The organism is Sphingomonas faeni, from assembly GCF_023195535.1.
Lineage (GTDB): Bacteria > Pseudomonadota > Alphaproteobacteria > Sphingomonadales > Sphingomonadaceae > Sphingomonas > Sphingomonas faeni_B.
In genome coordinates this window covers 638419-664038 of sequence record NZ_JALPNF010000001.1, presented here as the reverse complement: position 1 = coordinate 664038, position 25620 = coordinate 638419, and the positions used below count along the sequence as shown (strand labels likewise).

15 protein-coding genes are annotated in these 25620 nt (G+C 64.9%); 8 read left to right on the top strand and 7 right to left on the bottom strand.

What is annotated here, in order from left to right; all coding sequences use genetic code 11:
• Window positions 1–39 precede the first annotated feature (39 nt).
• Window positions 40–1032: a cation diffusion facilitator family transporter gene (locus tag SPHN_RS02625; RefSeq protein ID WP_248520912.1), complete on the bottom strand. Its 993-nt coding sequence runs from the start codon at window positions 1030–1032 to the stop codon at window positions 40–42.
• A 307-nt stretch (window positions 1033–1339) separates the two neighbouring features.
• On the bottom strand, window positions 1340–1504 hold the full coding sequence (locus tag SPHN_RS02620) for a hypothetical protein (protein ID WP_167398800.1): 165 nt from the start codon (window positions 1502–1504) through the stop codon (window positions 1340–1342).
• A 192-nt stretch (window positions 1505–1696) separates the two neighbouring features.
• Here SPHN_RS02620 and SPHN_RS02615 point away from each other — a divergent pair, with 192 nt between their 5' ends.
• The 3 genes from SPHN_RS02615 to SPHN_RS02605 all read left to right on the top strand — a co-directional run bounded on the left by SPHN_RS02615 (window position 1697) and on the right by SPHN_RS02605 (window position 5999).
• Window positions 1697–3079, top strand: a complete 1383-nt coding sequence (locus SPHN_RS02615) for a helix-turn-helix domain-containing protein (RefSeq protein WP_248520911.1) — start codon at window positions 1697–1699, stop codon at window positions 3077–3079.
• A gap of 481 nt (window positions 3080–3560) precedes the next feature.
• Entirely contained in the window at window positions 3561–4550 is a 990-nt protein-coding gene (locus SPHN_RS02610; RefSeq protein WP_248520910.1) for an SGNH/GDSL hydrolase family protein, read from the top strand.
• A gap of 198 nt (window positions 4551–4748) precedes the next feature.
• Window positions 4749–5999 carry an NAD(P)/FAD-dependent oxidoreductase gene (locus tag SPHN_RS02605; protein ID WP_248520909.1) on the top strand — a complete coding sequence of 417 codons (1251 nt, stop codon included), beginning with the start codon at window positions 4749–4751 and terminating at the stop codon, window positions 5997–5999.
• Window positions 6000–6028: 29 nt separating this feature from the next.
• Here the strand turns inward: SPHN_RS02605 and SPHN_RS02600 are convergent, their stop codons facing one another.
• The 3 genes from SPHN_RS02600 to SPHN_RS02590 form a co-directional block, all read right to left on the bottom strand.
• Window positions 6029–7501 carry a glucoamylase family protein gene (locus SPHN_RS02600; protein WP_248520908.1) on the bottom strand — a complete coding sequence of 491 codons (1473 nt, stop codon included), beginning with the start codon at window positions 7499–7501 and terminating at the stop codon, window positions 6029–6031.
• Window positions 7502–7574: 73 nt separating this feature from the next.
• Window positions 7575–10655: a TonB-dependent receptor gene (locus SPHN_RS02595; protein WP_248520907.1), complete on the bottom strand. Its 3081-nt coding sequence runs from the start codon at window positions 10653–10655 to the stop codon at window positions 7575–7577.
• Window positions 10652–11719, bottom strand: coding sequence for a LacI family DNA-binding transcriptional regulator (locus SPHN_RS02590; protein ID WP_248520906.1), 1068 nt, complete (start codon window positions 11717–11719; stop codon window positions 10652–10654). The genes SPHN_RS02595 and SPHN_RS02590 overlap by 4 nt, the downstream gene beginning before the upstream one ends.
• Before the next feature lie 154 nt (window positions 11720–11873).
• Here SPHN_RS02590 and SPHN_RS02585 point away from each other — a divergent pair, with 154 nt between their 5' ends.
• Complete coding sequence (locus SPHN_RS02585; protein WP_248520905.1) at window positions 11874–14180, top strand: glycoside hydrolase family 3 N-terminal domain-containing protein; 2307 nt, start codon at window positions 11874–11876, stop codon at window positions 14178–14180.
• Here SPHN_RS02585 and SPHN_RS02580 read toward each other — a convergent pair.
• A complete protein-coding gene (locus SPHN_RS02580) occupies window positions 14173–15486 on the bottom strand; it encodes an MFS transporter (RefSeq protein ID WP_248520904.1) in 1314 nt (437 codons plus the stop codon). The genes SPHN_RS02585 and SPHN_RS02580 overlap by 8 nt on opposite strands.
• A 220-nt stretch (window positions 15487–15706) precedes the next feature.
• Between SPHN_RS02580 and SPHN_RS02575 the strand changes: the two genes are divergently transcribed.
• Both SPHN_RS02575 and SPHN_RS02570 read left to right on the top strand, forming a co-directional pair.
• Window positions 15707–16162 carry a DUF3617 domain-containing protein gene (locus SPHN_RS02575; protein ID WP_248520903.1) on the top strand — a complete coding sequence of 152 codons (456 nt, stop codon included), beginning with the start codon at window positions 15707–15709 and terminating at the stop codon, window positions 16160–16162.
• Between the two features lie 112 nt (window positions 16163–16274).
• Window positions 16275–17192, top strand: coding sequence for a crotonase/enoyl-CoA hydratase family protein (locus tag SPHN_RS02570; protein WP_248520902.1), 918 nt, complete (start codon window positions 16275–16277; stop codon window positions 17190–17192).
• Window positions 17193–17231: 39 nt separating this feature from the next.
• On the opposite strand, the gene SPHN_RS02565 is transcribed toward SPHN_RS02570, so the two are convergent.
• Entirely contained in the window at window positions 17232–19130 is a 1899-nt protein-coding gene (locus tag SPHN_RS02565) for a putative bifunctional diguanylate cyclase/phosphodiesterase (RefSeq protein WP_248520901.1), read from the bottom strand.
• A 410-nt stretch (window positions 19131–19540) separates the two neighbouring features.
• On the opposite strand from SPHN_RS02565, the gene SPHN_RS02560 reads away from it, so the two are divergent.
• Both SPHN_RS02560 and SPHN_RS02555 read left to right on the top strand, forming a co-directional pair.
• Window positions 19541–21613: a putative bifunctional diguanylate cyclase/phosphodiesterase gene (locus tag SPHN_RS02560; protein ID WP_248520900.1), complete on the top strand. Its 2073-nt coding sequence runs from the start codon at window positions 19541–19543 to the stop codon at window positions 21611–21613.
• A gap of 802 nt (window positions 21614–22415) precedes the next feature.
• Window positions 22416–25613 (top strand): TonB-dependent receptor, encoded by a 3198-nt coding sequence (locus SPHN_RS02555; RefSeq protein WP_248520899.1) that lies wholly within the window; start codon window positions 22416–22418, stop codon window positions 25611–25613.
• Window positions 25614–25620 lie beyond the last annotated feature (7 nt).

Here is a 25620-nt window from a genome sequence, read left to right as displayed (position 1 = left end):
GAATCTCCAGCCTTACCAGAGGCATGCGTCCGATTTAGATCAGCGCTGCGTGGTAGTTTCGCCGCCGCCGGAGGCTGGGGAAGTAGCGGGCGCCGGGGCAAGCGTCGCGTTCTCGCGCTTCTCGGGCCGGATATAGATCGACGACAGCGTCGGTACGGCGGCGCGCAGTTCGGTCTCCATCGCCTCGATCATCGTCTCGCCGTCGCCCATCGTCACCGCATCGTCGAAGTCCGCGCTGATCGCGGCGAAGATGCTGTCGGGCGCGGCATGGACCGTGCGGACATGGTTGACCGAGACGATCGCAGGATGCGCCGCGACGATCTTGTGGATCGTGGCGATCACCGCCGGGTCGGCGCGCTCGCCGATCAGCAGGCCCTTCGATTCGCGCGCGAGCAGCACGGCGACCAGCGCGAGGATCAGCCCGATCGCGATCGACGCGGCGCCGTCGATGCGCGGATCGTCGAACGCGTGGCTCGCCCAGATACCGATCCCGGCGATGACGAGGCCCGCCAGCGCCGCGGAATCCTCGAACAGCACGATGAAGCCGGTGGGATCCTTCGACCGGTGGATCGCCGACCACCAGCCCATATCGCCCTTGGTCTTCGAGAATTCCCGCACCGCGATCGTCCAGCTGCTGCCCTCGAGCGCGAACGAGATCGCCAGCACGATGTAGTTGATCGTCGGGCTCGTCAGCGGCTCGGGGTCCTGGATGTGCCGCCAGCCCTCGAAGATCGACACGCCCGCGCCGATCGCGAAGATCAAGATCGCGACCACGAACGCCCAGAAATACAGTTCGCGACCGTAACCGAACGGGTGCGCCTCGTCGGCGGGGCGCTTGGCCTTGCGCTGGCCGTAAAGCAGCAGCACCTGGTTGCCGCTGTCGACCACCGAGTGGAAGCCCTCGGTCAGCATCGACGACGACCCGGTCATCCCGGCCGCAACGAATTTCGCCACGCCGATCCCGAGATTGGCGGCGAGGGCGCCATAGAGGACGATGTCGTCCTTGATGCGAGCGGTCAGTGTCTTGGCCATCCCGCCGTCCTACACGAGGGGATGCGGTTGGAAAGGGGCGGCTTCGCAAGAGGTTGGGGGGGGCAATCGAAGCGCGCCGGCAATTGGAATGCGGCTGGGCCGTGCGACTTGCTACTTCGCGCTGCGTCATCCTGACGAAAGTCAGGACCCAGAGCCACAAGCGTATCTGCCTGTAATCCTGGGTCCTGACTTTCGTCAGGATGACGGGTGGCCGCAACGTGCAGCCGCCGCGCCAAAATAGGAATACCCGCCGGTGGACGAACCACCGGCGAGATCCTTTCCTCCCCAGGAAACTGCGTAAATCGTGTCAGCCGAGCCGGCCGAGGCGGTGGTACAGCGCACTCATCCGCATCAGCCGCGCGTCGTCGATCGAGGTCTTGCTGATCATCTCGCCGAGCACCTCCTTCATCAGCGCGAAATCGTTGGTCGAGAAGACGGCGCGGGCGCGGGGTTGTTCGGTCGTGGTCTGCATGGCTTGCCTCCTTCGATGGCTCGTCTTGTCTCTCTCTTTACAGCGACGGCGTACCGAGAGAGGCGATGCACATTCAATAGCCGGCAAGATCGGCATGTTGGAAGGCGCGAGCACGTTACGCCAGCGTCGCGGTGTCCGCCGTCCTTGTATCTCGGCTGTCGACCTGTAAAGATCGTGACAGGAGGGTTTGCGATGGCGGAACGGAAATTGCTGGCGGGGCATGCGATCCGTCGTCTGCGGCGCGGCGCCGGGCTGACGCAGGCGGCGATGGCCGACATGCTCGCGATCAGCCCGAGCTATCTCAACCTCGTCGAGCGCAACCAGCGGCCGGTGTCGGCGACGTTGTTGATCAAGCTGGCGGAGAGCTTCGACTTCGATCCGCGCTCGCTCACCGCAGCCGAGCCCGGCGGCGGCGCGGAGGCGATCCGGCGGCGGCTGGCGGACCCGATGTTCGCCGACCTCGAGATCGACCGCAACGAGGTCGAGGAATGGCTCGCCAGCGCGCCCGGCGGCGCGGCGGCGTTCGCGCGCGTGTTCGACCGGATCGGTGGGGGAGAGGTGGTCGAGGCGGGCGACGATCCGGTGACGCTCGTGCGCCGCGAGATCGAGCGCTGGCGCAACCACTTCGCTGATCTCGACGCCGCGGCCGAGGCGCTGGCGGACGAACTGCGGCTCGGTGCGGGCGACCTGTACGGCGCCATCGCCGAGCGACTGCGCGCGAAACACGGCCTGACGATCCGCGTTCTGCCGGCCGACGTGCTGCCGGACATGCTACGCCGGCTCGACCTTCACGCACGCCAGTTGCAGCTGAGCGAGATGCTCGACCCCGCGTCGCGGACGTTCGCGGTCGCCTTCCAGCTCGGCCAGATCGAGGCGAAGGCGGAGATCGACGCGCTCGCGAAGGGCGCAGGGTTCACCGATCGCGCCGCCGAGCGGCTCTATCGCCGCCATCTCCTCGGCTATTTTGCCGCCGCGCTGATGATGCCGTACGCCCGGTTCCTGCGCGGCTGCGAGACGACGGGCTACGATATCGAGCTGCTGCAACGCCGGTTCGGGGCGGGCTTCGAACAGGTCGCACACCGGTTGACGACGTTGCAGCGAGTCGGCGCGCGCGGGCTCCCGTTCTTCATGATCCGGATCGACCGCGCGGGACAGGCATCGAAGCGCTACCCCGGCGCAAGCGGCGCGGCGCTGGTCGAGGCGGACGGGCGCTGTCCGTTGTGGCGGCTCCACCACGCGTTCGACCGGCCGGGCAGCCTGATGGTCCAGCTCGTCGAGTTGGAGGACGGCGCGCGCTGGCTGACGATGGCGCGGACGGTTACGCCGCAGGGCAGTCGCTTCGGCGCGGTCCATGCCGAGTTCGCGATCGGCCTGGGCGTGGCGGCATCGCAGGCCGGCGTGCTCGCGGCGGCGAGCGGTTTCGATCTGGCGGGAAGGGCGATGCCGATCGGCCTGGGTTGCCGCGCCTGCTTCCGCAACGACTGCCCGCAACGCTCGATCGCACCGGCGGGCCGTGCGCTGCTGATCAACGAACGCGAACGGAAAACGTCGGCGCTCACGTTTGCGGGGGACTGATACGCCGGCACGACGACGATCCCTTAACCGGCACCGGCAAAGCTTCGCGTTGGAGATTGCGCTACTTCGCGCTATGTCATGGCTGAGACTATCGAATTGGTAAGAAAACCCCATGCGTCTGATAAATATAGACTGGAGCTCGGATGCGGCTATATTTCTCATCGGTGTTTTTGTGCTGGTCGTCGTCGCCGTCATTCTACTTGAGAGAATGCGGTCGGGAGGACGATACAAGGGCCGACGTTCGCTAAATAAATCGAACGATATCATAGATTAGGCGTTATCGGTCACATTGTGCGTTACAGGCGCCGGTTTTCTGGAAGTTTATTTGATACGCGCCCTTTTTCCTCCAACGATGAAATACTGTGGACGAATGCCGATCATGGGCGACCGCGGAATGCACTTGTGAGATCACCAAGGACACTGTCTCTACAATAATCACCCCGACATGATCGGCTGGACCGGGGCGAGCGGGGGAAGTGCAATGACGCGTGTTCTGGTGTTCGGGTTCAGCGTTACCGAAGAAACCGCAGGCTTCGTTCCGCTGGTAAAACGGGCGCTAGCCGGAGAGATCGCGGTCGACAGAAAGGCGGTCGGCGGTGCCGCCATCGCCGTAGTGCCCTATCTGGGCCGACTGCTACGCTACGACCGGTACGACTACGTCCTGTTCGAGATCGCCACCTGCCTGCGCTATGCCGAGGCCGATCCCGGGCGCTATGACACCGCGTTGGCAGAGATCGTCGCGCAGGTTCGGCAGGGCGGTGCGGTTCCGTGTTTCGTCAACCTGTTCCGTGGCCCGGTCGACTATCGAACCGATCGGCTCGTCCGATCGATTCGTGCGATCGCAGATAAAGAAGATCTGCCCTTGCTCGATCTGACCGACCGCATGGTCCAGGCCAAGGCGGAGGGGCGGCTGGCGGATTTTCTTCGCGACGGTACGCACACCACGCCGCTCGGTGCCGCCTGTTATGCCGACGAGATCGGCGCGTTCCTGCGGCAGGTCGTCCGGGACCGGCCTTGGGTCAATACGACCAACACCGTTTGCGAAGCCCGCTTCCGCTATATTCCCGCGACAAGTTTCGGTGCGGTGGCCGGCGTCCTGGAACGCAAGGGGGTGAAGCTTTCCTATGTCGAGCTGGCGGCGGGCGCCATGCTGCGCGGTACGCTGTCCGAGGAACTGACGTTTCGCGGGCTGCTGTTCGCGATGGGCCCGAGCACCGGCATTCTCGAGGTGGCATCCGGGGGCATGGCGCACAAGGCGACGGCCTATGACGAGTTCAGCTATTACCGGCGCTTTTCCTATTGGCTTCGCACCTTGCCGGAATCCCGTAACTTCATCGTCCGACAACTCGATCTCGAACCCAAGGCCGTCCTGCGAAAAGGAGACCGCCACAGCGGCCCGCGCGTCGGACAGATTGCCGGGATCCTCGCCGAAGCCGTCGGCGAGCAGGGCCCGGTCTGCCTGTCTGAGTGATGCCCGGCATGGTCGGCGGTGGCATCTTCGGCGGTTCGTGCGGTGTGATGCGGTGTGATGCGGTGGCCGATCCGCGCGACGCTCCGTTGACGATCGCAAGGCTTGGCAATAGCCAGCCTGACGAGGCCCCATCGCATCGACCGCCACCAGAGCCTGTGCCGCCAGGCCGGGGCCGAGATGCCATTGCTAGGATCGATCATGTCCCATTCTGATCGCTACGACGTCCTGATCGTCGGCGCGGGCCATGCCGGAGCGCAGGCGGCGATCGCGCTGCGCCAACGCGGGTTCGAGGGGACGATCGCGCTGCTCGGCGACGAGCCTTCGCTGCCCTATGAACGTCCGCCCCTGTCGAAAGACTATTTGGCCGGCGACAAGCCGTTCGAGCGTATCCTGCTGCGTCCCGCGGCGTTCTGGGCCGACCGCATGATCACGCTCCTGCCGGGGCATAGGGTCGTTGCGGTCGATCCCGAGGCGCATCACGTGGTCACCGCCGAGGGGCTCACACTCCGATACGGCCGGTTGATCTGGGCGGCGGGAGGCGTGCCGCGGCGGTTGGCCTGCACCGGCTATGACACGACCGGCTTGCATAGCGTGCGCACGCGCGCCGATGTCGATCGGATGATCGCGGAAATGCCGATGGTCGACCGGGTCGTCGTGATCGGTGGTGGCTATATCGGGCTCGAGGCCGCGGCCGTGCTCACCAAGCTCGGCAAGCATGTCACGGTTCTCGAGGCGCAGGACCGCGTGCTCGCGCGTGTCACGGGCGAGGTCCTGTCACGGTTCTACGAGGCGGAACATCGCGCGCACGGCGTCGACCTGCGCACTGGTGTGGAAGTGGCGGGCATAGACGTAGCCGCCGGTAGGGCTTGCGGCGTCCGTTTGACCGACGGCGCCGTCGTGCCGTGTCAGATGGTCATCGTCGGGATCGGCATCATACCCGCGGTCGCCCCCCTGCTCGCTGCCGGGGCCGAGGGCGGCAATGGCGTGCATGTCGACGATCAGTGCCGCACGACGCTGGCCGATATCTTTGCGATCGGCGACTGTGCCGCGCATGCCAATGCGTTTGCCGAGGGGCACGTGATCCGCCTGGAATCGGTGCAGAACGCCAATGACCAGGCGACCACAGTCGCAAAATTTCTGACGGGTACGCCCGAGCCCTATCATGCGGTGCCTTGGTTCTGGTCCAATCAATATGATCTGAAGCTCCAGACCGTCGGTCTGTCCTCGGGGTACGACGACGCGGTGCTGCGCGGCGATCCGGAAAGTCGCAGCTTCTCGCTCGTCTATCTCAAGCGCGGACGGGTTATCGCGCTGGACTGCGTCAACCGGGTACGGGATTACGTGCAGGGCCGTGCGCTGGTCGCCGGATCGATCCCTGTCGATGCGGCGGTGCTCGCGGATCCATCGATCGAACTCAAGACGCTGGCGCTTGCTGCTGTCGGCACCTGAAGGCTGGGTTGAGAGCGGATGCCCTAGAATCAGGCCAACCAACCTCCCGTGAAACCAGCACGTTGCAGGCCGCGGCGGATGTGCGGGTTGCGCTTCATCGTTTTCCAGACCAGCCCGGTGCGCCAGTTCTCCATCATCACCACGATCGGCCCCTGATCGATGCCGATATAATCGTCGTCGACCCAGCCTGCGCCGGGAATGATGCGACCGTGCTTCAAGGGCTGCTTCGTGGCGGTCAGCGTCGGATTGAACGCGTCGAGAAATCCGTATTTGCCATAGATGTTGGCGCCATAGCGTTCGTGCATCGCCTCGATCGCCTGGCGTGAGAGCTCGGGCTCGAACGCGAACGACGCGGCGGCTGCGGTCGGTGCGATCGTGCCGTCGTCACGGTCGCCGGGCCCCCGCGCGGAATAGCTGAAGAACTCGCGCTTGCGACCGCCGATAGTGGCGGTGAAGTCGCCCGGCCCGTCGCTCGCGGTCAGCCCCCAGACATCGGCGCCATAGCCCGTCCACCCGCCCGGATTGGCGATCGCATAGGCGCGCTGCGCCCGCACCGCACGGCAGCTGTTCTCGAAATAATCGATGCCTTTGGTCGCTATGTAGCGGTCGCGGATGTCGCGGAAGTCGATCCAGCAATGGCTGTACTGGTGGACGAACATCGGCCCGAAATGAATATACGGCTCGCCGCCCCAGCGATCGGTCCACTGCGCGCCGAAGCGGCTGGTCCAGGCATCCCAGGTCTGCGGCGGCAGCGCGTGCGTGGGCGAGCCGATCGCCAGGATGTAGAGCAGCATCGCCTCGTTGTAGATGTTCCAGTCGTGCGGGATGAACCCGCTTTCGGGATGCCAGCCCATCGCCATGAACGGCGGGCGCGGCACGATCCAGGCCCAGTCGACCGCGGCATATAGCTGCTCCGCCAGCGCGCGGATCCGCACCTCGTCGGGGTGGTCGGAGTCGAACCAGCTCTGGGAGAACAACACGCCGCCCATCAGCAGCGCCGTGTCGACCGTCGACAGTTCGGCACGGGCGAAGCGGTGGCCCTTGGTGGTGCCGAGGAAGTGATAGAACAGGCCGTGAAAGCCGCTGTCGTCGTTCTGGCTGTCGCCCTGCGGCGCCGCGGCGAAGAATTGCAGCGTCGTCAGGGTCCGGGTGCGCGCCTGATCCCGCGTGATCCAGCCATTCTCGACCCCGATCGGATAGGCGGTGAGCGCGAACCCGACCGCGGCGATCGACGCGAAGGACGGTGTCGGCCCGCGATCGGGGGTGAGGCCGGTCGCCGGATCGGTGGTGTCCCAGAAATAATAGAAACTGCGTTCGTGCAGATTGGCGATCAACGGGGTCGGCATCGGCCGCCCCGTCGAGGTGCCCGTATTGGCGGTGAGGTCCGCTCCGCCGGCAGGATCCGCGGTGCCGGGCCGGGGAAGGGGCGGGACGGCGCAACCGGCCATCAGTCCAGCCAGGCCAAGTGCGCTGGTACCCAGCATGTGCCTGCGATCGATCATGATGTCCTTCGGGTACTGATACGCTGAGACGATGCGGGACACGGCTTGGCCGCATCCCGCAAAACGGAGTTTATTAGAACGAGAAGCCGGCCGACAGCTTGATGGTACGCGGCGCGTTGCCGCCCGTGCTGTAGGTCGAACGCCTGCCATAGTTCGGATCGAGCGGACTGTTGTTGAAGTCCGTGTAGTTGCGATCGTTCATCACGTTCAGGATATCGAGCCGCATGCGGATCCTGGTCTGGTCGGTGATGAAACCGAGCGGGACATATTTGGTGAACGCGAAATCCAGCTGTCGGCGTCCCCAGAGATCGCCGAGGCCATCCGCCTCCCGCCCGACCAGCGTCCGCGAGAACGGATCCGAATTGTCGATGAACGACTTCAGATAGATCGGCGATTCGATCTGGAACTTGCTCGAGATCGTCACGCCGATCGGCGTGTCGACGCTGCCCGCGATCACGAACCGGTGGCGCGGCACGCCCGACGAGCGGAGCGTCGGATAATCCGAGAGCTGCGCGTAATCGAGCGAATAGGTCTCGCCGAACTGCCGGTTCTCGTCCGCCTGCGTGTAGGTGTAAGTCGCGTCGATGCTCCACGGCGAGGCCGCCGAATAGGTCTTGGTCAGCTTGAAATAGACCGCGTCGGAATTGGTCTTGAGGCCATTGGTGCCGAGGATGATCGAGCCATAGCCATTGGGCGAGAACGAGAAGGGCGACTGGGGTACGTCCGACACGCTGGCGGGATCGTTGAAGAAGAAGCTCCCGTCCGGGCGGCGATTGCCGAGCAGGAACGCGAACCCGTCGTTGCTCTCGATATGCGTGAAGCCCACCTCGAGCTCGACCGGCGAGAAGCGTCCGCGCAGGCCGAGGCTGAACTGGTCCGAATAGGGCAGCTTCAGGTCGTTGTTCATCATGACGATCGCGCGCCCGCCGCCGGTCGCCGAATTGGCCAGCTGCTGGCGTCCGGCCTCGGTCAGGTAGGACGGGTCCCACGCGATACAGGTCTGGCTCGGCACGCACGGGTTGAGCGAATCGTTGCCGATGAAGTTGAACGTGCGGACCTGGTATGCGCCCTGGCTGACCTCCTGTTGGAGGAAGTCGAACTGGTTGCGGTCATACGACCGGCCATAGCCACCGAACATCGAGAACCGCCCTGCGTCGTCGAAGCGATAGGTGAAGCCGAGCCGCGGCTGCCACGCGCCCTTGAACGCCTTCCGGTTGTTGCCGGTCGAGATATAGTCGTTGATGTCGTAATCGGCGTTGACGAGGTTGGGATAGTTGGCGGGCGATACCGCCGTGATGTTCTCCGCCGAGGTGACATAGTCCAGATACGCCGGGGTCCGCTCGTAATCCCAGCGCAGGCCAAGGTTGAGCGTCAGGTGGCTGGTGACGTCCCAATCGTCCTGTGCGTAGAAGCCGATCTGGAAATTTTTCGACCGGACGCCGGGGTTGCCCGAACCGACCGGCGCTCCGAACTGGAGCTGATAGGGCAGCGTATCATTGAACGCGACGCGGGGGATCGCATTGACGTCATAAGTGTATTGCGGGTTGGTCAGGTTCTGCTCGAGCGTGTTGAGCTTCACCCATTTGCCCTTGGCACCGACCTTGATCGTGTGGCCCTGAAGGCCGGTGAAGGTGAAGTCGTCCTGGACGGTCCAGCCCTTCTGGCCCTTGGTCTGGAAGTTACCGCCGGCGCCGGCGCGGAGCAGGTCGGTGCGCTGCGTGCCGTTGCCGATCCGCTGCGTCGCCTGGAAGAACTGCGTGATGCCGTCGGTCGCGGGGGTCGGCGAGAAGACCACGTCCTCATACGACACGCGCGCGTCGTTGATCCACTGGTTGCCGGTATGCTGCCACCGCAGCAGGCCGCGCTTGTCGACCACCTTGTTCAGCGTCGACGTGCTGGCGGCATTAATGCCGGTCGCGTTCTGGAGGCCAGATTCGTTGCGATACTTGCCCGACAGTTCGATCAGGTCGTTGTCGGTCGGCACGATATCGATCTTGCCGAAGTAGAGGTCTTCCTTGAAGTTCTGCGCAAAGGTGCCGAAGTTATCCTGGTACTGGGCCGGGATCGACGAGATCGGGTAGCCATTCTCGGGTCGCACATCGTACGGGCTGGAGATGCGCTTGCCTTCATAGGTGAAGAAGAAGTGCGCCTTGTCCTTGATGATCGGGCCACCGAGCGCCGCACCGAACTGCTTGTTGCTGGTGTCGACCTTGGGAATCGTGGTCGGAAAGATCTCGCTCGGCCGACGATCGCGCAGGTTCTGGTTGGTGAAGTCGAAAAAGCCTTCGCCGTGGAACTGGTTCGTGCCCGACTTGGTCACCGCGGTGATCGCGACCGAGCTGACCTGGTCGAACTCCGCCTTGTAGTTCGACGAGAGCACCTGATACTCGCCGATGCCGAGCTGTGGGAACGGGTTGCCGGGCGACGAATCCTGGCCGGTGATGCCGTTCTTCAGGACATAGTCCTTCTGGCTGACGCCATCGATGAACACGTTGACGGTGCGGCTGTCCTGGCCGCCGCCCTGGATGCGCGACGCGCCGCTGGCGTCCTCGATGAACCGCACGCCCGGTGCCAGATCGGCGAAGGCGAGGAAGTTGCGGTTGTTCTGCGGCAACTGCTCGATCAGGCGCGACGAGATGACGCTGCCGACCTGCCCGCCCGACAGCGAGCGGATGCGGTTGCCCGTGACGACGATCTCATCGCCGGCTGTGGCGCCGGTTTCCGCCGTCCCAGCGGCGGGCGTGTCGCCGGACGTGGTCTCACCGGCCGCATCGCCCGCCGCAGGAGCAGGGGCAGGGGCTGGCGTACCCGTCGCAGCGAGATCCAAGTCGAGCCCGGCCGACTGGCCGACGCGCAGCGTGAACGCGTCCGAGTTGCGCGTGCCGTTTTTCTGCTTGATCTCGAGCCGATAGGTGCCCGCGCGCAGCGACGCGAAGTTGTACGCGCCGCCAGCTTCGGCCGGCACGGTGCGCCGCAAGCCCGTGGAAATCTCGATCGCGGTGACCTCGACGACCGGATTGTCGGCGGGTGCGGTGATCGTGCCGCGCAGCGATGCCTGGCCGACCTGTGCGACTGCCGGCGTCGGCGCAAACAGCAGCCCGCTCGACAGCGCGGTCAGCGAGACGACCGCCGCGCGCAACATCATCTTGGTCATTCTAGTTCCCCTTTTCCCGATTGTTCGGGTTTGTTGTTGTGGACGTTGGAAAGATTTTGGCCGGGCTGGACGGCTCGCGCCGGGCCGGTGGACTCGCGCACCATCACGATCGGCACGCGCTGCTCGACGCCGCCGTCGTCGTCGCCCGCGATCGCGTTCACTAGCCGCGCGACCGCACTGGCGCCGAAGCTCGCGATGTCGATGCTCGCCGAGGTCAGCGACGGCGAGATGAGGCGGGTGAGGGGGATGTCGTCGAAGCCGCAGATCGCGACCTGATCGGGCACCGCGACGCCGGCGCGCTTGAGCACCATCATCGCGCCGATCGCCATCATGTCGTTGGCGGCGAAGATCGCGTCGAACGCCGCACCCTCGTCGATCAGGGTCATGGCGGCGGCGGCGCCGGACGGTTCCTTGAAGTCGCCGGGCAGCACGCGCAGCGACACGCCGGCGCGGGCGCACGCGTCCTGCGCGCCGCGCAGGCGCTCGTCGGCATCGATGTTGCCCGCAGGCCCGGCGACGTGGACTAGCCGCCGCCGGCCGGTCGCGATCAGATGCTCGACCAATGCCGACGCTCCGGCAACATTGTCGATGCGCAATTCGGTGCGACCCGATTGTCCCGGCGCGCAGTTCACCAAGACCGCGGGCATGCCGCGCGGTAGATGCACCAGCAGTTCGTCCGCCGACACCTGTGGCGCCATCACCACCAAACCGTCGACCCGACCGCGCATCGCGTGCAGTGCCGCGACGCCGCGCTGCGCATCGCCGTGCATCACCATCATCATGCAATACAGGCCGCGCTCGGATGCCTCGCGGTCCATCCCGCGCAACAGTTCGGAAAAGAACTCGCCGTGCAGGTCGGGCACCACGACGCCGATCATCCCCGACTTCGCCGAGCTCAGATGGCGCGCCGCGGCGTGGGGGACATAACCAAGCCGCAACGCGACGCTCTCGATGTGCTCCCGCACTTCGGGGCGCACGTTGCTGTGTCCGTTCAGTGCGCGCGACACCGTCGCCACCGACACCGCGGCTTCGCGGGCGATATCACGGACAGTAGCATGCGGCATGAAGCGTCAGGACCCTCTCTGGCGCCGATCTGCGTGTCGCGATCAGCATCTTGTTCTTGATGTAACCGGTTACATGATCCAGAAGCAGGGATCAAGAACCTTGCGACGATCGTCCTTCCGGGTGATCGCGACAGGCATGGACAGGGGTGAGTGGATGACGGCGGCAGTTTCGGAACGGATGATTTCACGACGGGCGATGATGATGGGCGCGGCCGCGGTGACGGCCTGGACGGCGAGTCCCGCGCGCGCACTGCTCCAGCAGGCGAGTGGCGGCATGGCGGCATTGCCCGCCTCGGTCGAGGCGCTGATCGGACGGATGACGGTCGTCGAAAAAGCCGGCCAGCTGACGCTGATGGCCGCGGCCTGGGCAGGCGGCGCGGCGACCTCGCTCAACCCGGCGGGTGGTTCGTCCAGCTTCGACGGACAATTGGCGGAGGTGCGCGGCGGCCTGCTCGGCGGTGTTTTCAACGGTAACGGCGCGGTCATGGCCAAGCGGATGCAGACGACTGCGATGCGCGAATCGCGGCTGAAGATTCCGCTGCTGTTCGCGGCCGACGTCATCCACGGGTTGCGGACCGTGTTCCCGGTACCGCTGGCCGAGGCTGCGAGCTTCGATCCGGAACTCGCCCGGCGCACCGCGCGGGCGGCGGGGGCGGAGGCTGCTGCGTCGGGGATCGACTGGACCTTCGCGCCGATGGTCGACATCGCCCATGACGCGCGCTGGGGTCGCGGCGTCGAGGGTGCGGGCGAGGACGTCCTGCTCGGCCGGCTGATGGCGGCCGCCCGCGTGCGAGGCTTCCAGGGCGAGCGCGGTCTCGCGGCCCCCGATGCGGTCGCGTCCTGCGCCAAGCATTTCGCGGCCTATGGCGCGGCCGAGGCGGGGCTCGACTACAACTCGGTCGACATCTCCGAACGCACGCTGCGCGAAACGTATTTCCCGCCGTTCCAGTCGGCCTTCGCGGCGGGCTCACCGACCGTCATGGCCTCGTTCAACGAGATCAACGGCGTCCCCGCCACTGCCAACCCCTGGCTGCTCACCGACGTGCTGCGCCGCGAATGGGGTTTCGGCGGGCTGGTCGTGTCCGATTACACCGGGGACGAGGAGCTGATCGCGCACGGCTTCGCCGCCGACGCACGCGAGGCGACCAAGCTCGCCTTCATGGCCGGCGTCGACATGAGCATGCAGAGCGGGTTCTACCTCAAACACCTGCCCGATCTGGTCGCGGCGGGCGAGGTCGCGATGGCGCGGCTCGACGAGGCGGTGCGCCGCGTGCTCGCGCTGAAAGTGCAACTCGGGCTGTTCGACGATCCGTTCCGCCGGATCGACCCCCGCCGCGAGAAGACCCGCATCCGCACGCGCGAAAACCTGGCGCTCGCGCGCGAGGCCGGTGCGAAGTCGATCGTCCTGCTCAAGAACGACGGCGACCTCCTGCCATTGCCGCGCGCAGGCAAGCGGATCGCGTTGATCGGTCCGTTCGCGGCAGGGCAGCACGACCTGATCGGCCCCTGGAACGTCTATGGTACCGATGCGGAGGCGGTCGACCTCGCGACCGGCGTCCGCGCGACCGTCGCCGATCCCTCGCTCGTCAGCATCGCGCTCGGCTCGGGCATCGACGAGCCGCTGGCCGGCGGGATCCCGGCGGCCGTCGCGGCCGCGCAAGCCGCCGATCTCGTCGTACTCGCGATCGGCGAAAGCCAGCGCATGTCCGGCGAGGCACAGTCGCGCGTCGACATCGTCATCCCCCCCGCGCAGATGGCGCTGGTCGAAGCCGTCGCCGCGACCGGCAAGCCGATCGTCGTCCTTCTCCGCACCGGCCGCGCGCTGGCGCTGACCGGCGCCGTGCTGAAGGTTCCGGCGATCCTCGTGACCTGGTTCCTCGGCTCGCGAGATGGCCCCGCGATCGCCGATGTGCTGTTCGGCAAGACCGGACCCTCCGCGCGCCTCCCGGTGTCGTTTCCGCACGCGACGGGCCAAGAGCCCTATCATTACGATCACAAGAGCACCGGGCGTCCCAACCCGCCGGGGCCGCTGACCGAATACAAGGCGCATTACCGCGAGTTCGCCAACGACGCGCTGTTCCCGTTCGGCCACGGCCTGACCTATGGCGCGATCGAGTATGCCGGACTCGATCTCGGCATCGGCCGGATGACGGGCGACGACACGCTCACCGCGCGCGCGACGATCGCCAACACCGGCAGGCATGCCGCCGAGGAAACCGTCCAGCTCTACATCCGCGATCTCGCCGCCAGCATCACCCGGCCGGTGCGCGAACTGAAGGCGTTCCGGAAGATCGCGCTCAAGCCCGGCGAACGGCAGGTCGTGACGTTCACGCTGCGCAAGGCGGACCTGATGTTCGTCGGCCGCGACCTCAAGCCGACGGTGGAGCCCGGCCGGTTCCAGATCTGGATCGCTCCCTCGGCGCAGGCCGAAGGCGTCTCGGGCGAATTTACGCTCACCTGACGGTCGCCAGCGTATCGCGGCGAAGCGGGAGGGCGATCACCGCCGCCAGCATCGCCGCGATCAGCAGAGCCGGCCCCGCCAGCATCAGCCAGCGGATCGCGTACAGGCTGTCGGCGCTTTGGGCGGCCCCGGCGACGAATCCGTTCGCCTGATACACCGCGCCGATCGCAAACCCAGCCCCGGCCAGCGCGACCTTCTGCACCAGCGCGAAGGTGCCGAAGGCGAGCGCCTCGACGCGCGTGCCGCTCTGCGCTTCGCCCCAGTCGACCGCGTCCGGCAACAGCGTCCACGCCGCCAGCGCAAACCCGACGAACGTCGCCTGCATCGCCAGCAGGAATGCGGTGGTTGCCACGGTCCCAGGGGCAATCGCGAGAGCAAACCCGGCGGGCAACACCAGCGCCAGCGCGCCCGCACCGATCCACGCCGCGCGGGCGCCACGAGCACGGGCAAGCGCCGTCCAGACCGGTACCGCGACGAGGCTGGCAAGGGCCATGCTTGCCAGCGCTCTAGGTCCACCGGGCGTGTCGAGCAGGACGTAGCGAAAGAAATACAGCACCGACTGGGTGGTCAGCGCGGTAGCAGCGCCCCCCAGCGCGGCGGCGATGTTGAGCGCGACGAACGCCCGATTGCGCGCGAGTGCTGCGAGGCCTGCGCAGATAGCGGGACGATCGCCAGACCGGGCAGGGGCGATTGGTTCGGGAACGCGCCACGCCAGGATCGCCAGCAAGGGTATGCCGACCGCGGCAAGCAACGCCGTTGCCGGGCCGTAGCCACCGGTCGCCGTCACCAGCCTGGGCAGCGCGATCGCCACCAACGCCGCGGCGGCCGCGCCGAAGCCCATACGCCACCCCGCGATCAGCGACCGTTCCCGACTGGTCTGCGCCACGCGCGTCGTCCACGCCGCGTATGGAATGTTGGTGAACGCATAGATCGTCCTGAACACGATCTGCGTTGCCAGCGCCCACTGCGCCGCTCCCGCCGGCACTGCGAACATCGCCACGAACGCCAGGCCCAGCGGCAACGCACCCCATCCGACCAGCCGACGATACGAAAGCCGCATCCGCTCCGCCGCAGCCCCTGCAAGAAAATCGGCGGCACCATCCCAGATCGCCCCGAGCATGAAGGTCAGCCCGGCGGTGGCCGGCGCCAACGCCAGCGCGTCCATGTAGAAGAACAGCAAATACAGGCTGATTGCCTGCCAATAGAGATTGAACGCGAAATCGCCTGCACTGAACAGCACCAGCGTGGCGTTCGGCGTCGTCGAACCAGGACCGTCGGCGAGGTGGTCGGGCGTCAGAAGCGGCACGTCATTCCCTGCTATCCATCACCACGCACCCGGTTTCCGGCTGCGTAGCGCAGGCATGGGGTCGATAACAGGACCGCGATCTGTCGGCATCGGCAACAGGTCTCGAACCGTCGGCGGCCTGGTGTGGTCCAACGCAATGTCGCGGCCCATCCGCGCCGGCGCAACGAGAACCGGTATGATCCGGACTGGCATCCTGAAAGATCGCCCTATAAACAGGGACATGTCCTTTTTTCATGTCCCCAGATATATCGTGCTCGCGCTCGCTTTGGCGCCGTCCGTTGCGACCGCGAACGGTCCCATGCTCGCGGCCGGGCGATGGGATGTGACCTCCACCGTTGCCGACATCTCCATTCCCGGCGCGCCAGGCTTTATCGTGCGGATGATGCGCGGCAAATCGAAGGCCGAGCATAAGCGCTTGCCGGCGGCGCAGGGTGTCGAGGCGTTGCTGGTCCCCGATCCGAAGGCACGGTGCCGAGTCGATAGCCAGCGGATTGCCGGCGGTCGCTACACCCAGGCGCTCACCTGCCCGCAAAAGCGCGGCGAGCCGATGCATATCGCGCGGGACGGCACGTATGACGGTAGCGGCTTTGTCGGGCAGGCCACCGTCACCGGTACGACGCCCAAGGGTGCCATGCGGATCTTCCTAAACCAGCGTGCAGCGCGCGTCGGCGACTAGAGTCCCCAGCGACATTTTTTCCAGGGCGCGGCATAGCGTGATCGGTCCTGCGTCGAGATCAAACTAGACTTCTGCGGCAGCACTGTTGCTGCGTGTGCAGAAGGACGTCGTAATGACTCTCGAATATTCCCCCTCAGTGTCGGCCGACCGAGACGAAACGTCCCACCGGCCCGTCGAATTGCGGACCACCCCGCGGCGACCGTTCGAGGCCGTCGATCTGGAGTCGCAGTTCGATCCCGCCACCGACACCCTATGGACCTATATGTGCCAGCGCAGCCGACCCAGCTTCAATCCGGGGTTGTTGGCGGAATTTCGACAGTGGCAGGACGACATCGTCGCCGCGCAGTCTTCGGGATCGATGCCGATCCGTTATGTCGTGCTGGGGTCGCGGTTTCCCGGCGTCTTTTCGCTGGGCGGCGATCTGGACCTGTTCGCGGCGCATATCCGCAATGGCGATCGTGGCGCGCTGGTTCGGTACGGTCGCGCCTGCGTCGAGATCCTGCACCGTAACATGCGCAGCCTGGACCGACCGATCATCACGATCGGGCTGGTCGAAGGCGATGCGCTCGGCGGTGGTTTCGAAGCGCTGCTGTCGTTCAACGTCGTCATTGCCGAACGCGGCACGCAATTCGGGTTGCCCGAGACCAATTTCGGCCTGTTTCCGGGGATGGGCGCGCACTGTTTTCTGTCCCGCAGGCTCGGCGCGGCCCGGGCGGAACACATGATCCTCAGCGGGCGCTCCTATAGTGCCGAAGACCTGTACGATCTCGGCATCGTCCACGCGCTCGCCGATCCCGGCAAGGGACGCGCAGAGGTCGAGAGCTATATCCGTCAGAACCGGCGGCGCCATAGCGGCCATTGCGCGATCTACGAAGCCTCGCGGTCGGTCAATCCACTGCCGTTGTCCGAACTTCAGGCGGTCGTCGACCTGTGGGCCGATGCGGCGTTGCGGCTTAGCGAGGCGGACCTGAAGCTGATGCGCCGACTGGTCGGGGCGCAGAACAGGTTGCTGGACAAGATGGCGGCATGATCGCCCCGTTCATGATCCGGCCGCTCCTGATCCGGCCGTTCATGATCGCACTTGTGCTTTGATGGGTGTCCCGGCGAGCATGGTCGCGACCATGTTCGCCGGCATCGGCCGCGCCAGAAGAAAGCCCTGCACCGCGTCGCAGCGCGTCCGGCGCAACTGATCCAGCTGCGCTTGGGTCTCGATACCCTCGGCAACCGTCCGCATGCCGAGTTTCGCCGCCAGATCGATGACGGTCTGCACGATCGCGACCGAGGCCGGGCTCTGCTCGAGATCGGCGATGAACGACCGGTCGATCTTCAGCGTCTGGAATGGAAATTTGGTCAGGTAGCTGAGCGAGGAATAGCCGGTGCCGAAATCGTCGAGCGTCGTGCGGACGTGAAGGCGATTGATCGCATCCAGTGCCGCCAGCGATGCTTCGATGTCGTCGAGCAGGACCGACTCGGTCACTTCCAGTTCCAGCCGTTCCGGATCGAGGTTGCTGGAGGCCAACGCGCTCATGATGACCATGGGCAGATTGGCGGATCGCAACTGGATCGGCGACAGGTTGACCGCGATCTTGACCTCGGACGGCCATGTGCTCGCGGTTCGACAGGCTTCGCGGATCACCCAGCTGCCGATCGGTACGATCAGGCCGTTGTCTTCGGCGATCGGGATGAATTCGGCTGGCGAGATCGCACCATGGCGGCGATTGGTCCAGCGTAGCAGCGTCTCGCACGACAGCACGTGTTGGCCGGCCAGATCGAATATCGGCTGGTACATCAAATGGAATTCACCGCGTTCCAGGGCACCTTGCATCTCGCTCGCGAGATCGCGGCTGCGCTCGACCTTCTCGTCCATCAGCGGCTCGTAGAAACACATTTGTCCGCGCCCGCTGTCCTTCGCCCGGTACAGCGCGAGATCGGCGTTTTTCAGCAGGGTATCGGCGTCCGCGCCATCCACCGGCGCGATCGCGATGCCCAGCGATGCCCCGACATGCAGCAGCCGTCCGTCATGGTGGACCGGCCGCTCCACCAAATCGATGATCCGGCGGCCGATCGTCGTCGCGTCGGCCCGGTGCTCGACCTCGCAGACGACCGCGAACTCATCGCCGCCCAGCCTTGCGACGATACCCGTGCTTCCGAAATTCTCGTTCAGCCTGTGTGCGACTCCGGCGAGCAGCGCGTTGCCCGCAAGATGCCCGAACGAATCGTTGATCTCCTTGAAGCGATCCAGGTCGATCCAGTGGATCGTCAGCCACCGCTCAGTTCGCGACAGCGCTCTCAGGCGCGCTTCGAACTGTTCGCGAAACGCGGTTCGATTGGCAACGCCGGTCAGGTCGTCGCGGCGCGCGACCGCGGCATGATATTCGGCCAGCGCCGCCTTCTCGCGCGAGACCGTGGTCGCCTTCAGGATCACGCCGTACGTCTGCAACGTGATGTCCATCATGGCCACGACGAACAACATGATCACCACCGCCAGCGTGATCTTCAGCGGATCGAGCGACACGATCAAACCAACCGCGAGCGGGAGCGAGGCGAAGCACAATTGGGACAGCGCGATCCAGGGCCTACCGGCGTTTCGTCCCGCGATCCCGGCCGCGTATCCGATCGTCGTCGTCACTGCGAGCAATTGGAGAACTGCGGTGTCGGTGTTCACCAGGGTCAGAAGCCCGAACACACCGAGCAACGCCGAGTAACACAACGCGCCGAGCCGGTAGAGCATTTCCTGTCGACCCGGCGTGGTCCGCGCGGATGCGCCGCTGCGTTCCGACCGCGGCCATATCCCGATCGCATCGCAAACCCGCACCCCGGCGACGACCGCAATCGCCGCTGCGCACAGCATCATCGACCGACGGCCGCTGGCGAGCGCCACGATGCCCATGACCCCGCTGGAGGTCAGCGCACCGATCACCAGCGATTGGGGGGACGCATACAGTGATCCGACAAGGGTCTCACGCACCGATGCAGCGATTGCGTGATCGGAATGCCGAAGCTGCCTCAGGCGGGATATCAGACCAGTCATCCGTAGTGCCATGAAGCGCATAGATGTAAAAGCAACGAACAAAATCCTCTAACCCGGTCAAACTGCCAGATATTATAGATGGGCTGTCAATGCGACAGGTCACTGTGACTGCGCGCCGTCTCCGTCCGATCGTATATGATCCAAGTTAAGGGGAATTAGACGAGGCTCGCCGGCAATACATGCTGCATTCGCCGCGCGGATACCGTCGAACCGCTGCAAGAGGGGGGTGTGATTTTCACCGGAATGGGGGGGATCGATCTCATTTTGGTTTCGTTACTATTCGTTAGGCGCGAGCTCCGATCGTTAAGGCGCGTGGGACCGTACGCAGTCATCGGAGAGGCGAGAGTTTGGATCAGCTTGGGTATCGACGCTTCGACGTCGACGAAGACAGACAGGGTTCTCAAGCCGTTGTTGCTCGAGAGATACCCGGCGACAGTGAATCCGCGCCAAGCGGTGCTTATCCGCCGCTGTCCGTCGCCAATCTGGACGAGTGTGATGAGGACTCCCGATATGCCGTGGCGCTCAGCCCCCAGATAAACTGGACCGCCGCCCCGGACGGTAGCGTCGAGCGTGTGAGTCCCCGCTGGGCGGAGATGACGGGGGCAGATCGTTCGGCCGCACTGGGCGATCAGTGGCTCAAGCATCTTCATCGCGACGATGTGGCAGAGACGGTGAAAGCGTGGAAAAAGACGCTCGAGACCAAGCTGCCGATCGATATCGAATACCGCCTTAAGACGCGTAACGCCGGGTATCGATGGGTGCGTTCGCGCGCTGTAGCCCGGCTGGATTGTTCGGGATCGGTCGTGCGCTGGTACGGCACGCTCGAGGATATCCACGATCGCAAGCTGGCGGAACACGCGCTGCGCGACAGCGAGGAGCGCTTCCGTCTGGCCGCACAAGCCGCTGGCCTCGGCATCTGGGATTATAACGCATCCGACGACCGGCGCGAGTGGTCCGACGAGTTCAAGTCGATGCTTGGGCTGCCGCGCGATGCCGTTCCTTCGATCGATAGCGCACGGTCGTGCGTGGTGCCTGACGATCGACCCAAGCTGCTGGCCCTGATCGGCGCGGTTCGAGCAGGGCACAGCGGTTACCGCTTCGAGACCATGGTTCGCATCCGGCGTGCCGATACCGGCGAAGAGCGATGGATGAAGACGGCCGGGTGGCGGATCGAAGCGCCGCAGGGGAGGCTGCACCGCGTTCTCGTGACGGTCCGCGACGTGACCGAGGAACGCAGCGTCGAGGAACGGATCAGATGGACGGCGGAACACGACGGGATGACGCGTCTGCCCAATCGCACCGCGTTTGGCGATCGGCTGGAACGCGCCATCGCCATCGCCAGGCGCGAGCATACCCATGTTGCACTGGTGCTGTTCGATGTGGATCATCTGAAGGAAACCAACGACACGATCGGGCACGACGCAGGCGACTCGCTTTTGCAGACCCTCGCCGAACGCCTCACCACCTTCTTCGGCAAGCGCGGCACCGTCGGCAGGCTCGGTGGCGATGAATTCGCCGCCATTCTGGAACTCACCGATGAGCGGGGCATGGTTGCCGAGGTTCAGGCGGCGCTGGACGTACTGCGTGAGCCCTTCACCTACGAAGGGCGGATCGTCGACTGCCAGGCAACGGCCGGCGGATCGGTGTTTCCCCAGCATGGGGCAAACGCTGCGGAATTGCTGAAGGCCGCCGACATCGCGCTCTATGCTGCGAAAGAGCGCAACCGTGGTGGATTGCTGACCTTCAGATCGACGATGCGCGCCGACCTCCAGCGACGGTCGTCGATGATCAGCGTGGCCCGCGACGCCGCGCGCGAGGACCGTATCGTGCCCTATTATCAACCGAAGGTCTCGTTGCAGGACAACGCGGTTCGCGGCTTCGAGGCGCTGTTGCGCTGGCATCACCCGACCCTGGGCATCCAGGCGCCGGGGACCATTTCCGCCGCATTCGAAGATCTCGATCTGGCGACGAGCATAAGCGAACGCATGCTGGCGCAAATCGTCGAGGACATGCGGCGCTGGCTGGATAACGGCGTGGAATTCGGGCGGATCGCCGTGAACCTGTCGCCCGCCGAGTTCCGGCAGGAGGCGCTTGTTTCACGGGTTCTGGAGCGGTTGCACCGCGCGGGAGTGCCAACCTCGCGTCTGGAACTGGAAGTTACCGAAACGGTGTTTCTCGGACGGTGTGCGGATTCCGTGGCAGAAGCCTTGAACGCCTTCAGCCGCGAAGGGGTGAAGATCGCCCTCGACGACTTCGGGACGGGCTATGCCTCGCTCACCCATCTGAAGGCTTTTCCGGTCGATATCATCAAGATCGACCGGAGCTTCGTCAGCAGTCTGGACACCAGTCCCAACGACGCCGCGATCATCGACGCGGTCGTGGGCCTCGGTCACCGACTGGGTATGGAGGTCGTCGCCTAGGGGGTCGAAACGGACGTCCAAGCGCAATACCTACTCGACCGCGGCTGCGACTATGGCCAAGGATATCTCTTTGGCAAAGCCGGACCTTCTGGGACGGTGCCCGGTATCATCGCCGGGAAAGTAACGCACTGAAGTTGCCGGCGTTCGTACGGATTGATCACCGGCGAACGACACGGTGCGGATGATCAAAGCGCGGGTTCGGCGCGCTGGGTCGGCGGTGCGCTTTCGAAGGAAAAATTGAAACTTATGAGGACCGCGTGGCTCGCGGTTTGGGAGCGGTACCATCCGCAGTGCGTAAGATTGCTATCGGTTCCGGCACCGAGGGCTTCTCGTCGAAGACACTTGAGAGTTTCGACGCCCCCGTTGGAGATGTCATCCTGCGCCTCGGACGACCACCGGCTTTACGAACGGGGCCGGTCGCTAGGTCAGGTTCGCCGCCCTATGCGCGGAACACACAACTAGTGCTGGGACGGCGCGCGGCAGAGCCCGCGCAGCGATCGCGATCCGAAAATATTGGTAATACAGATCTAGATATAGATACCAGTCTAATCGGTGGCGAAACCGACCGAATTGGCCATGCCGGAAAGCCTTGACTCGTCAACAGGTCGCAGTAAGGTACCGCTATCAAACGCCTGCATAAGACAGGAATGATCGGGAGTTGGATGGTTTTGGCGCCTCATTACAGTTCTGGCGACGTACCGGGCGCGTAGCGTCTTGCGCCGTCCGACGCGCGCCGATTTCCGACGACCATAACATGTTTTCCCACCGCAACGACGGTGAGGTTTCAGAGAGGATCCTGATCATGACACCTTATAAAACGGTACCTCGGATGACGCGCGCGGCCCTGTTGTGCGCGACGACGATGGCCGCGCTATGTGCGACCCTTGCAACGGCGCAAACCATCCCGCCGACGCAGGATCCGTCACCGCCCGTAACGCAAGACGTTGCACCGCCCACCGCGGCGGACCCTGCCGCGCCCGCGGCACCACCAGCAGCCGGCTTGCCCAGCTCCGACCAGGTTCCAGGGACCGTCGACGCAACCGATAGTGCCGACATTGTCGTCACCGGCTATCGCTCCAGTCTCGCCAAGTCGACCAATGCCAAGCGCGCCGCGACCGGGTTCACCGATTCGATCTTCGCCGAAGACATCGGCAAGTTCCCGGACACGAACATCGCAGAATCCTTCAACCGTATTCCCGGCATCACGATCACGCGCGACGTGACGGGTGAGGGCACGAACGTCGCGATCCGCGGGCTCGGCTCGAACTTCACCAACGTGACGCTCAACGGCGCGACGATCGCGGTGGCATCGTCGGGCGCGACCGATGCGCAGGGCACCGATCGTTCGGTCGATCTGAGCTTCTTCCCGACCGATCTGTTCACCAAGCTGACCGTCAACAAGAGCTATACCGCGGACCTGCTCGAAGGCGGTGCGGCGGGCAATATCGATCTGCGGTCGGCGCGACCGTTCGACCGTGCGACCTCGTTCCTCGCCTATAACGTGCAGGGGACCAAGCAGTCGCCGGAGGACCGGATCGGTGCGCGCGGCTCGCTGATCGGCAGCTGGCGCAACGACACGTTCGGCATCCTCGCGGGTGTCTCGGCGCAGCGCCTGTTCACCGACACGCGCGGCTTCGAGACGATCGGTTATACCAATCCGGCCTTGACCGCGGCGCAGTGCGGTGCTGCCACTGGCTGCAACACAACCGGCGGCGGCAACTGGACGATCCCTGCGACAGTGCCTGTCGGCGCTGGCGGCGGCCTCGTCGCCGGCACGCCGATCACCCAGGCCTTCCTGCTCGCCAACAATCCCGGTGCGACGATCCAGCAGATCGACAACGCGTTGCTACCGCGGCTCGGCCGCAACACCAGCATCCGTGGACCCCGCGACCGCATCAACGCGATCATGAGCGCGGAATGGCAGCCGACCGATACGCTGCATTTCTACATCGACGGTCTCTACGGCTACAAGAAGAACGAGCTGATCCGCGAGAATGTCGCGTGGATCGTCCGCAACAGCGCGATCATCCCGACGAACCTGACGTTCGACAAGGCGGATTGCACGATCGGCTGCGTCGTCACCGGCGGCACGTTTGCCAACGCGCAGTTCTTCAACGAATTCCGCCCCTATACCGAAACGACGAAGCTCTTCAGCATCAATCCCGGCGGCGAATGGGAGATTTCGGACACGCTGAAGCTCAACCTCCAGGGCAATTATGCGCGCTCGACGTTCCACCGCGAAAGCCCGTCGGTCGGCCTGACGACGCCGCTGGGTGTTGGTAACACGGTCACGTACACAAATGACGGCGGTATCCCGACCATCCAGAGCGGGCTGGACCTCAACGATCCGGCCAATTTCGGCTGGAACGCAGGCAGCCGCGTCAATATCCAGGACGAGCGGCGGCTGAACACGAGCAAGGGCGGGCGCGGCGATCTCACCTGGGGTAGCAAGGCCCTTAATCTGAAGGTCGGCGGTGCGTTCGACGACGTGTTTCGTCGAATCCGCGGATACGATAACAGTCAGGCGTGGCAGAACGCGGTCTGCGGCAACAATCCCAACGTATTTGTTGGCTCGCCCAATTCGCAACCGCCCTGCGAAGGCCTTAACGCGCCCGGCGCAGCCCCGGCCGGCTATCCGACCTATCCTGGCTATGGCACCGGATCGACCGCGGGGATGACCGGGCCGGTGAGCTATGGGGGTTCGCTGATCCCGAATTCGGCGGCACCGACCTATCTGACGCCCGGTCCGGCAGGGTTCGTGACGGTCGACTGGCCGAAGTTCGCGGCCGCCAGCAACTATGATTTCTATCAAGAAAACGCCCCGGAAACCGGTGCTGCCAACACTGGTGCCAGCGGCGGTGCGATCCGCGAAGTCGTCAAATCGGCATTCGCGACGGTGAACGGCGAGCAGGAATTGGGTGGCAACATGCTGCGGTTCAACGTCGGCGTGCGCTATGTGAACACGATTCAGTCGATCACCGGGCGCGTGTCGCTGCCCGATCCGCGCAACACGACGTCGACCGGTGCCTCGCTGCCCGACGGCAGCCGCTATCCGAACCTCGTCAGCAACGTCTCGACGCGGAACGTCTATTCGAAGTGGCTGCCAGCCGCGACCTTCGCCTACGACGTCAGCGAGCATGCCGTGGTCCGCGTCGCAGGTTCGCGGACGATGACCCGCCCCGATCCGTCCGCGCAGTTGCCGGGCGTCAATTTCGGCGCCCCCTCGGCGGACCAGGCGACGATCGGCAACCCCGCACTGAAGCCCTATCTGTCGACCAACCTCGATCTGGGCTTCGAATATTACACCGGCCGAGAAGGCGTGGTCAGCTTCAACGCCTTCCGCAAGTCGATCGAGGGCTTCACCAACACGTTCATCAGCACGGTGCCGTTCGCCGATCTGGCGCAATATGGCATCACTTACGATACGCTGAACCCGACACAGCAGATCGCACTGAACTCGCGTGGCGGCCCCGGCGCCGCGCAGGTCCAGGTCACGTCGCAGGTCAACGTGCCCAACAAGTTGACGATCAACGGCCTCGAATTCCAGTGGGTCCAGCCGCTCGACTTCATCACCAAGCACATCGGCGTCACCGGCTTCGGCTTCAATGCCAACGCAACGGTCGTCGATCAGCGCAGCGACGGTCCGGCCCAGGCGTTCGGCGTGGCACCGTTCACCTACAACATCACCGGCTATTACGAGAAGAACGGCGTGATGCTGCGCGTGTCGACGACCTCGCGCGAAGGCTCGCAGAACAGCGGCGCGGCACAGAACGGCATCCCGGCGGCGGCGTTGTTCGGCACGGACTATACGACGTACGACTTCTCGTCGTCGTTCGATCTGGACAAGATCTTCGGCCTTGCGGGTGCACCGCAGCTGACAATCAACGTCGCGAACTTTACCGATGCGACGCTGCGGTCGTACTTCCAGTTCGAGAACGCGACCTTCACGCAGTACAAGCCCGGTCGCCAGTTCCTTATCGGTCTGCGCGGTACCTTCTAGGAGGCAC

Bases quoted from the DNA above. Each gene is read 5' to 3' on its own strand.
- SPHN_RS02625 (WP_248520912.1), bottom strand. From the start codon at position 1,032: ATGGCCAAGACACTGACCGCTCGCATCAAGGACGACATCGTCCTCTAT.
- SPHN_RS02620 (WP_167398800.1), bottom strand. From the start codon at position 1,504: ATGCAGACCACGACCGAACAACCCCGCGCCCGCGCCGTCTTCTCGACC.
- SPHN_RS02615 (WP_248520911.1), top strand. From the start codon at position 1,697: ATGGCGGAACGGAAATTGCTGGCGGGGCATGCGATCCGTCGTCTGCGG.
- SPHN_RS02610 (WP_248520910.1), top strand. From the start codon at position 3,561: ATGACGCGTGTTCTGGTGTTCGGGTTCAGCGTTACCGAAGAAACCGCA.
- SPHN_RS02605 (WP_248520909.1), top strand. From the start codon at position 4,749: ATGTCCCATTCTGATCGCTACGACGTCCTGATCGTCGGCGCGGGCCAT.
- SPHN_RS02600 (WP_248520908.1), bottom strand. From the start codon at position 7,501: ATGATCGATCGCAGGCACATGCTGGGTACCAGCGCACTTGGCCTGGCT.
- SPHN_RS02595 (WP_248520907.1), bottom strand. From the start codon at position 10,655: ATGACCAAGATGATGTTGCGCGCGGCGGTCGTCTCGCTGACCGCGCTG.
- SPHN_RS02590 (WP_248520906.1), bottom strand. From the start codon at position 11,719: ATGCCGCATGCTACTGTCCGTGATATCGCCCGCGAAGCCGCGGTGTCG.
- SPHN_RS02585 (WP_248520905.1), top strand. From the start codon at position 11,874: ATGACGGCGGCAGTTTCGGAACGGATGATTTCACGACGGGCGATGATG.
- SPHN_RS02575 (WP_248520903.1), top strand. From the start codon at position 15,707: ATGTCCTTTTTTCATGTCCCCAGATATATCGTGCTCGCGCTCGCTTTG.
- SPHN_RS02570 (WP_248520902.1), top strand. From the start codon at position 16,275: ATGACTCTCGAATATTCCCCCTCAGTGTCGGCCGACCGAGACGAAACG.
- SPHN_RS02555 (WP_248520899.1), top strand. From the start codon at position 22,416: ATGACACCTTATAAAACGGTACCTCGGATGACGCGCGCGGCCCTGTTG.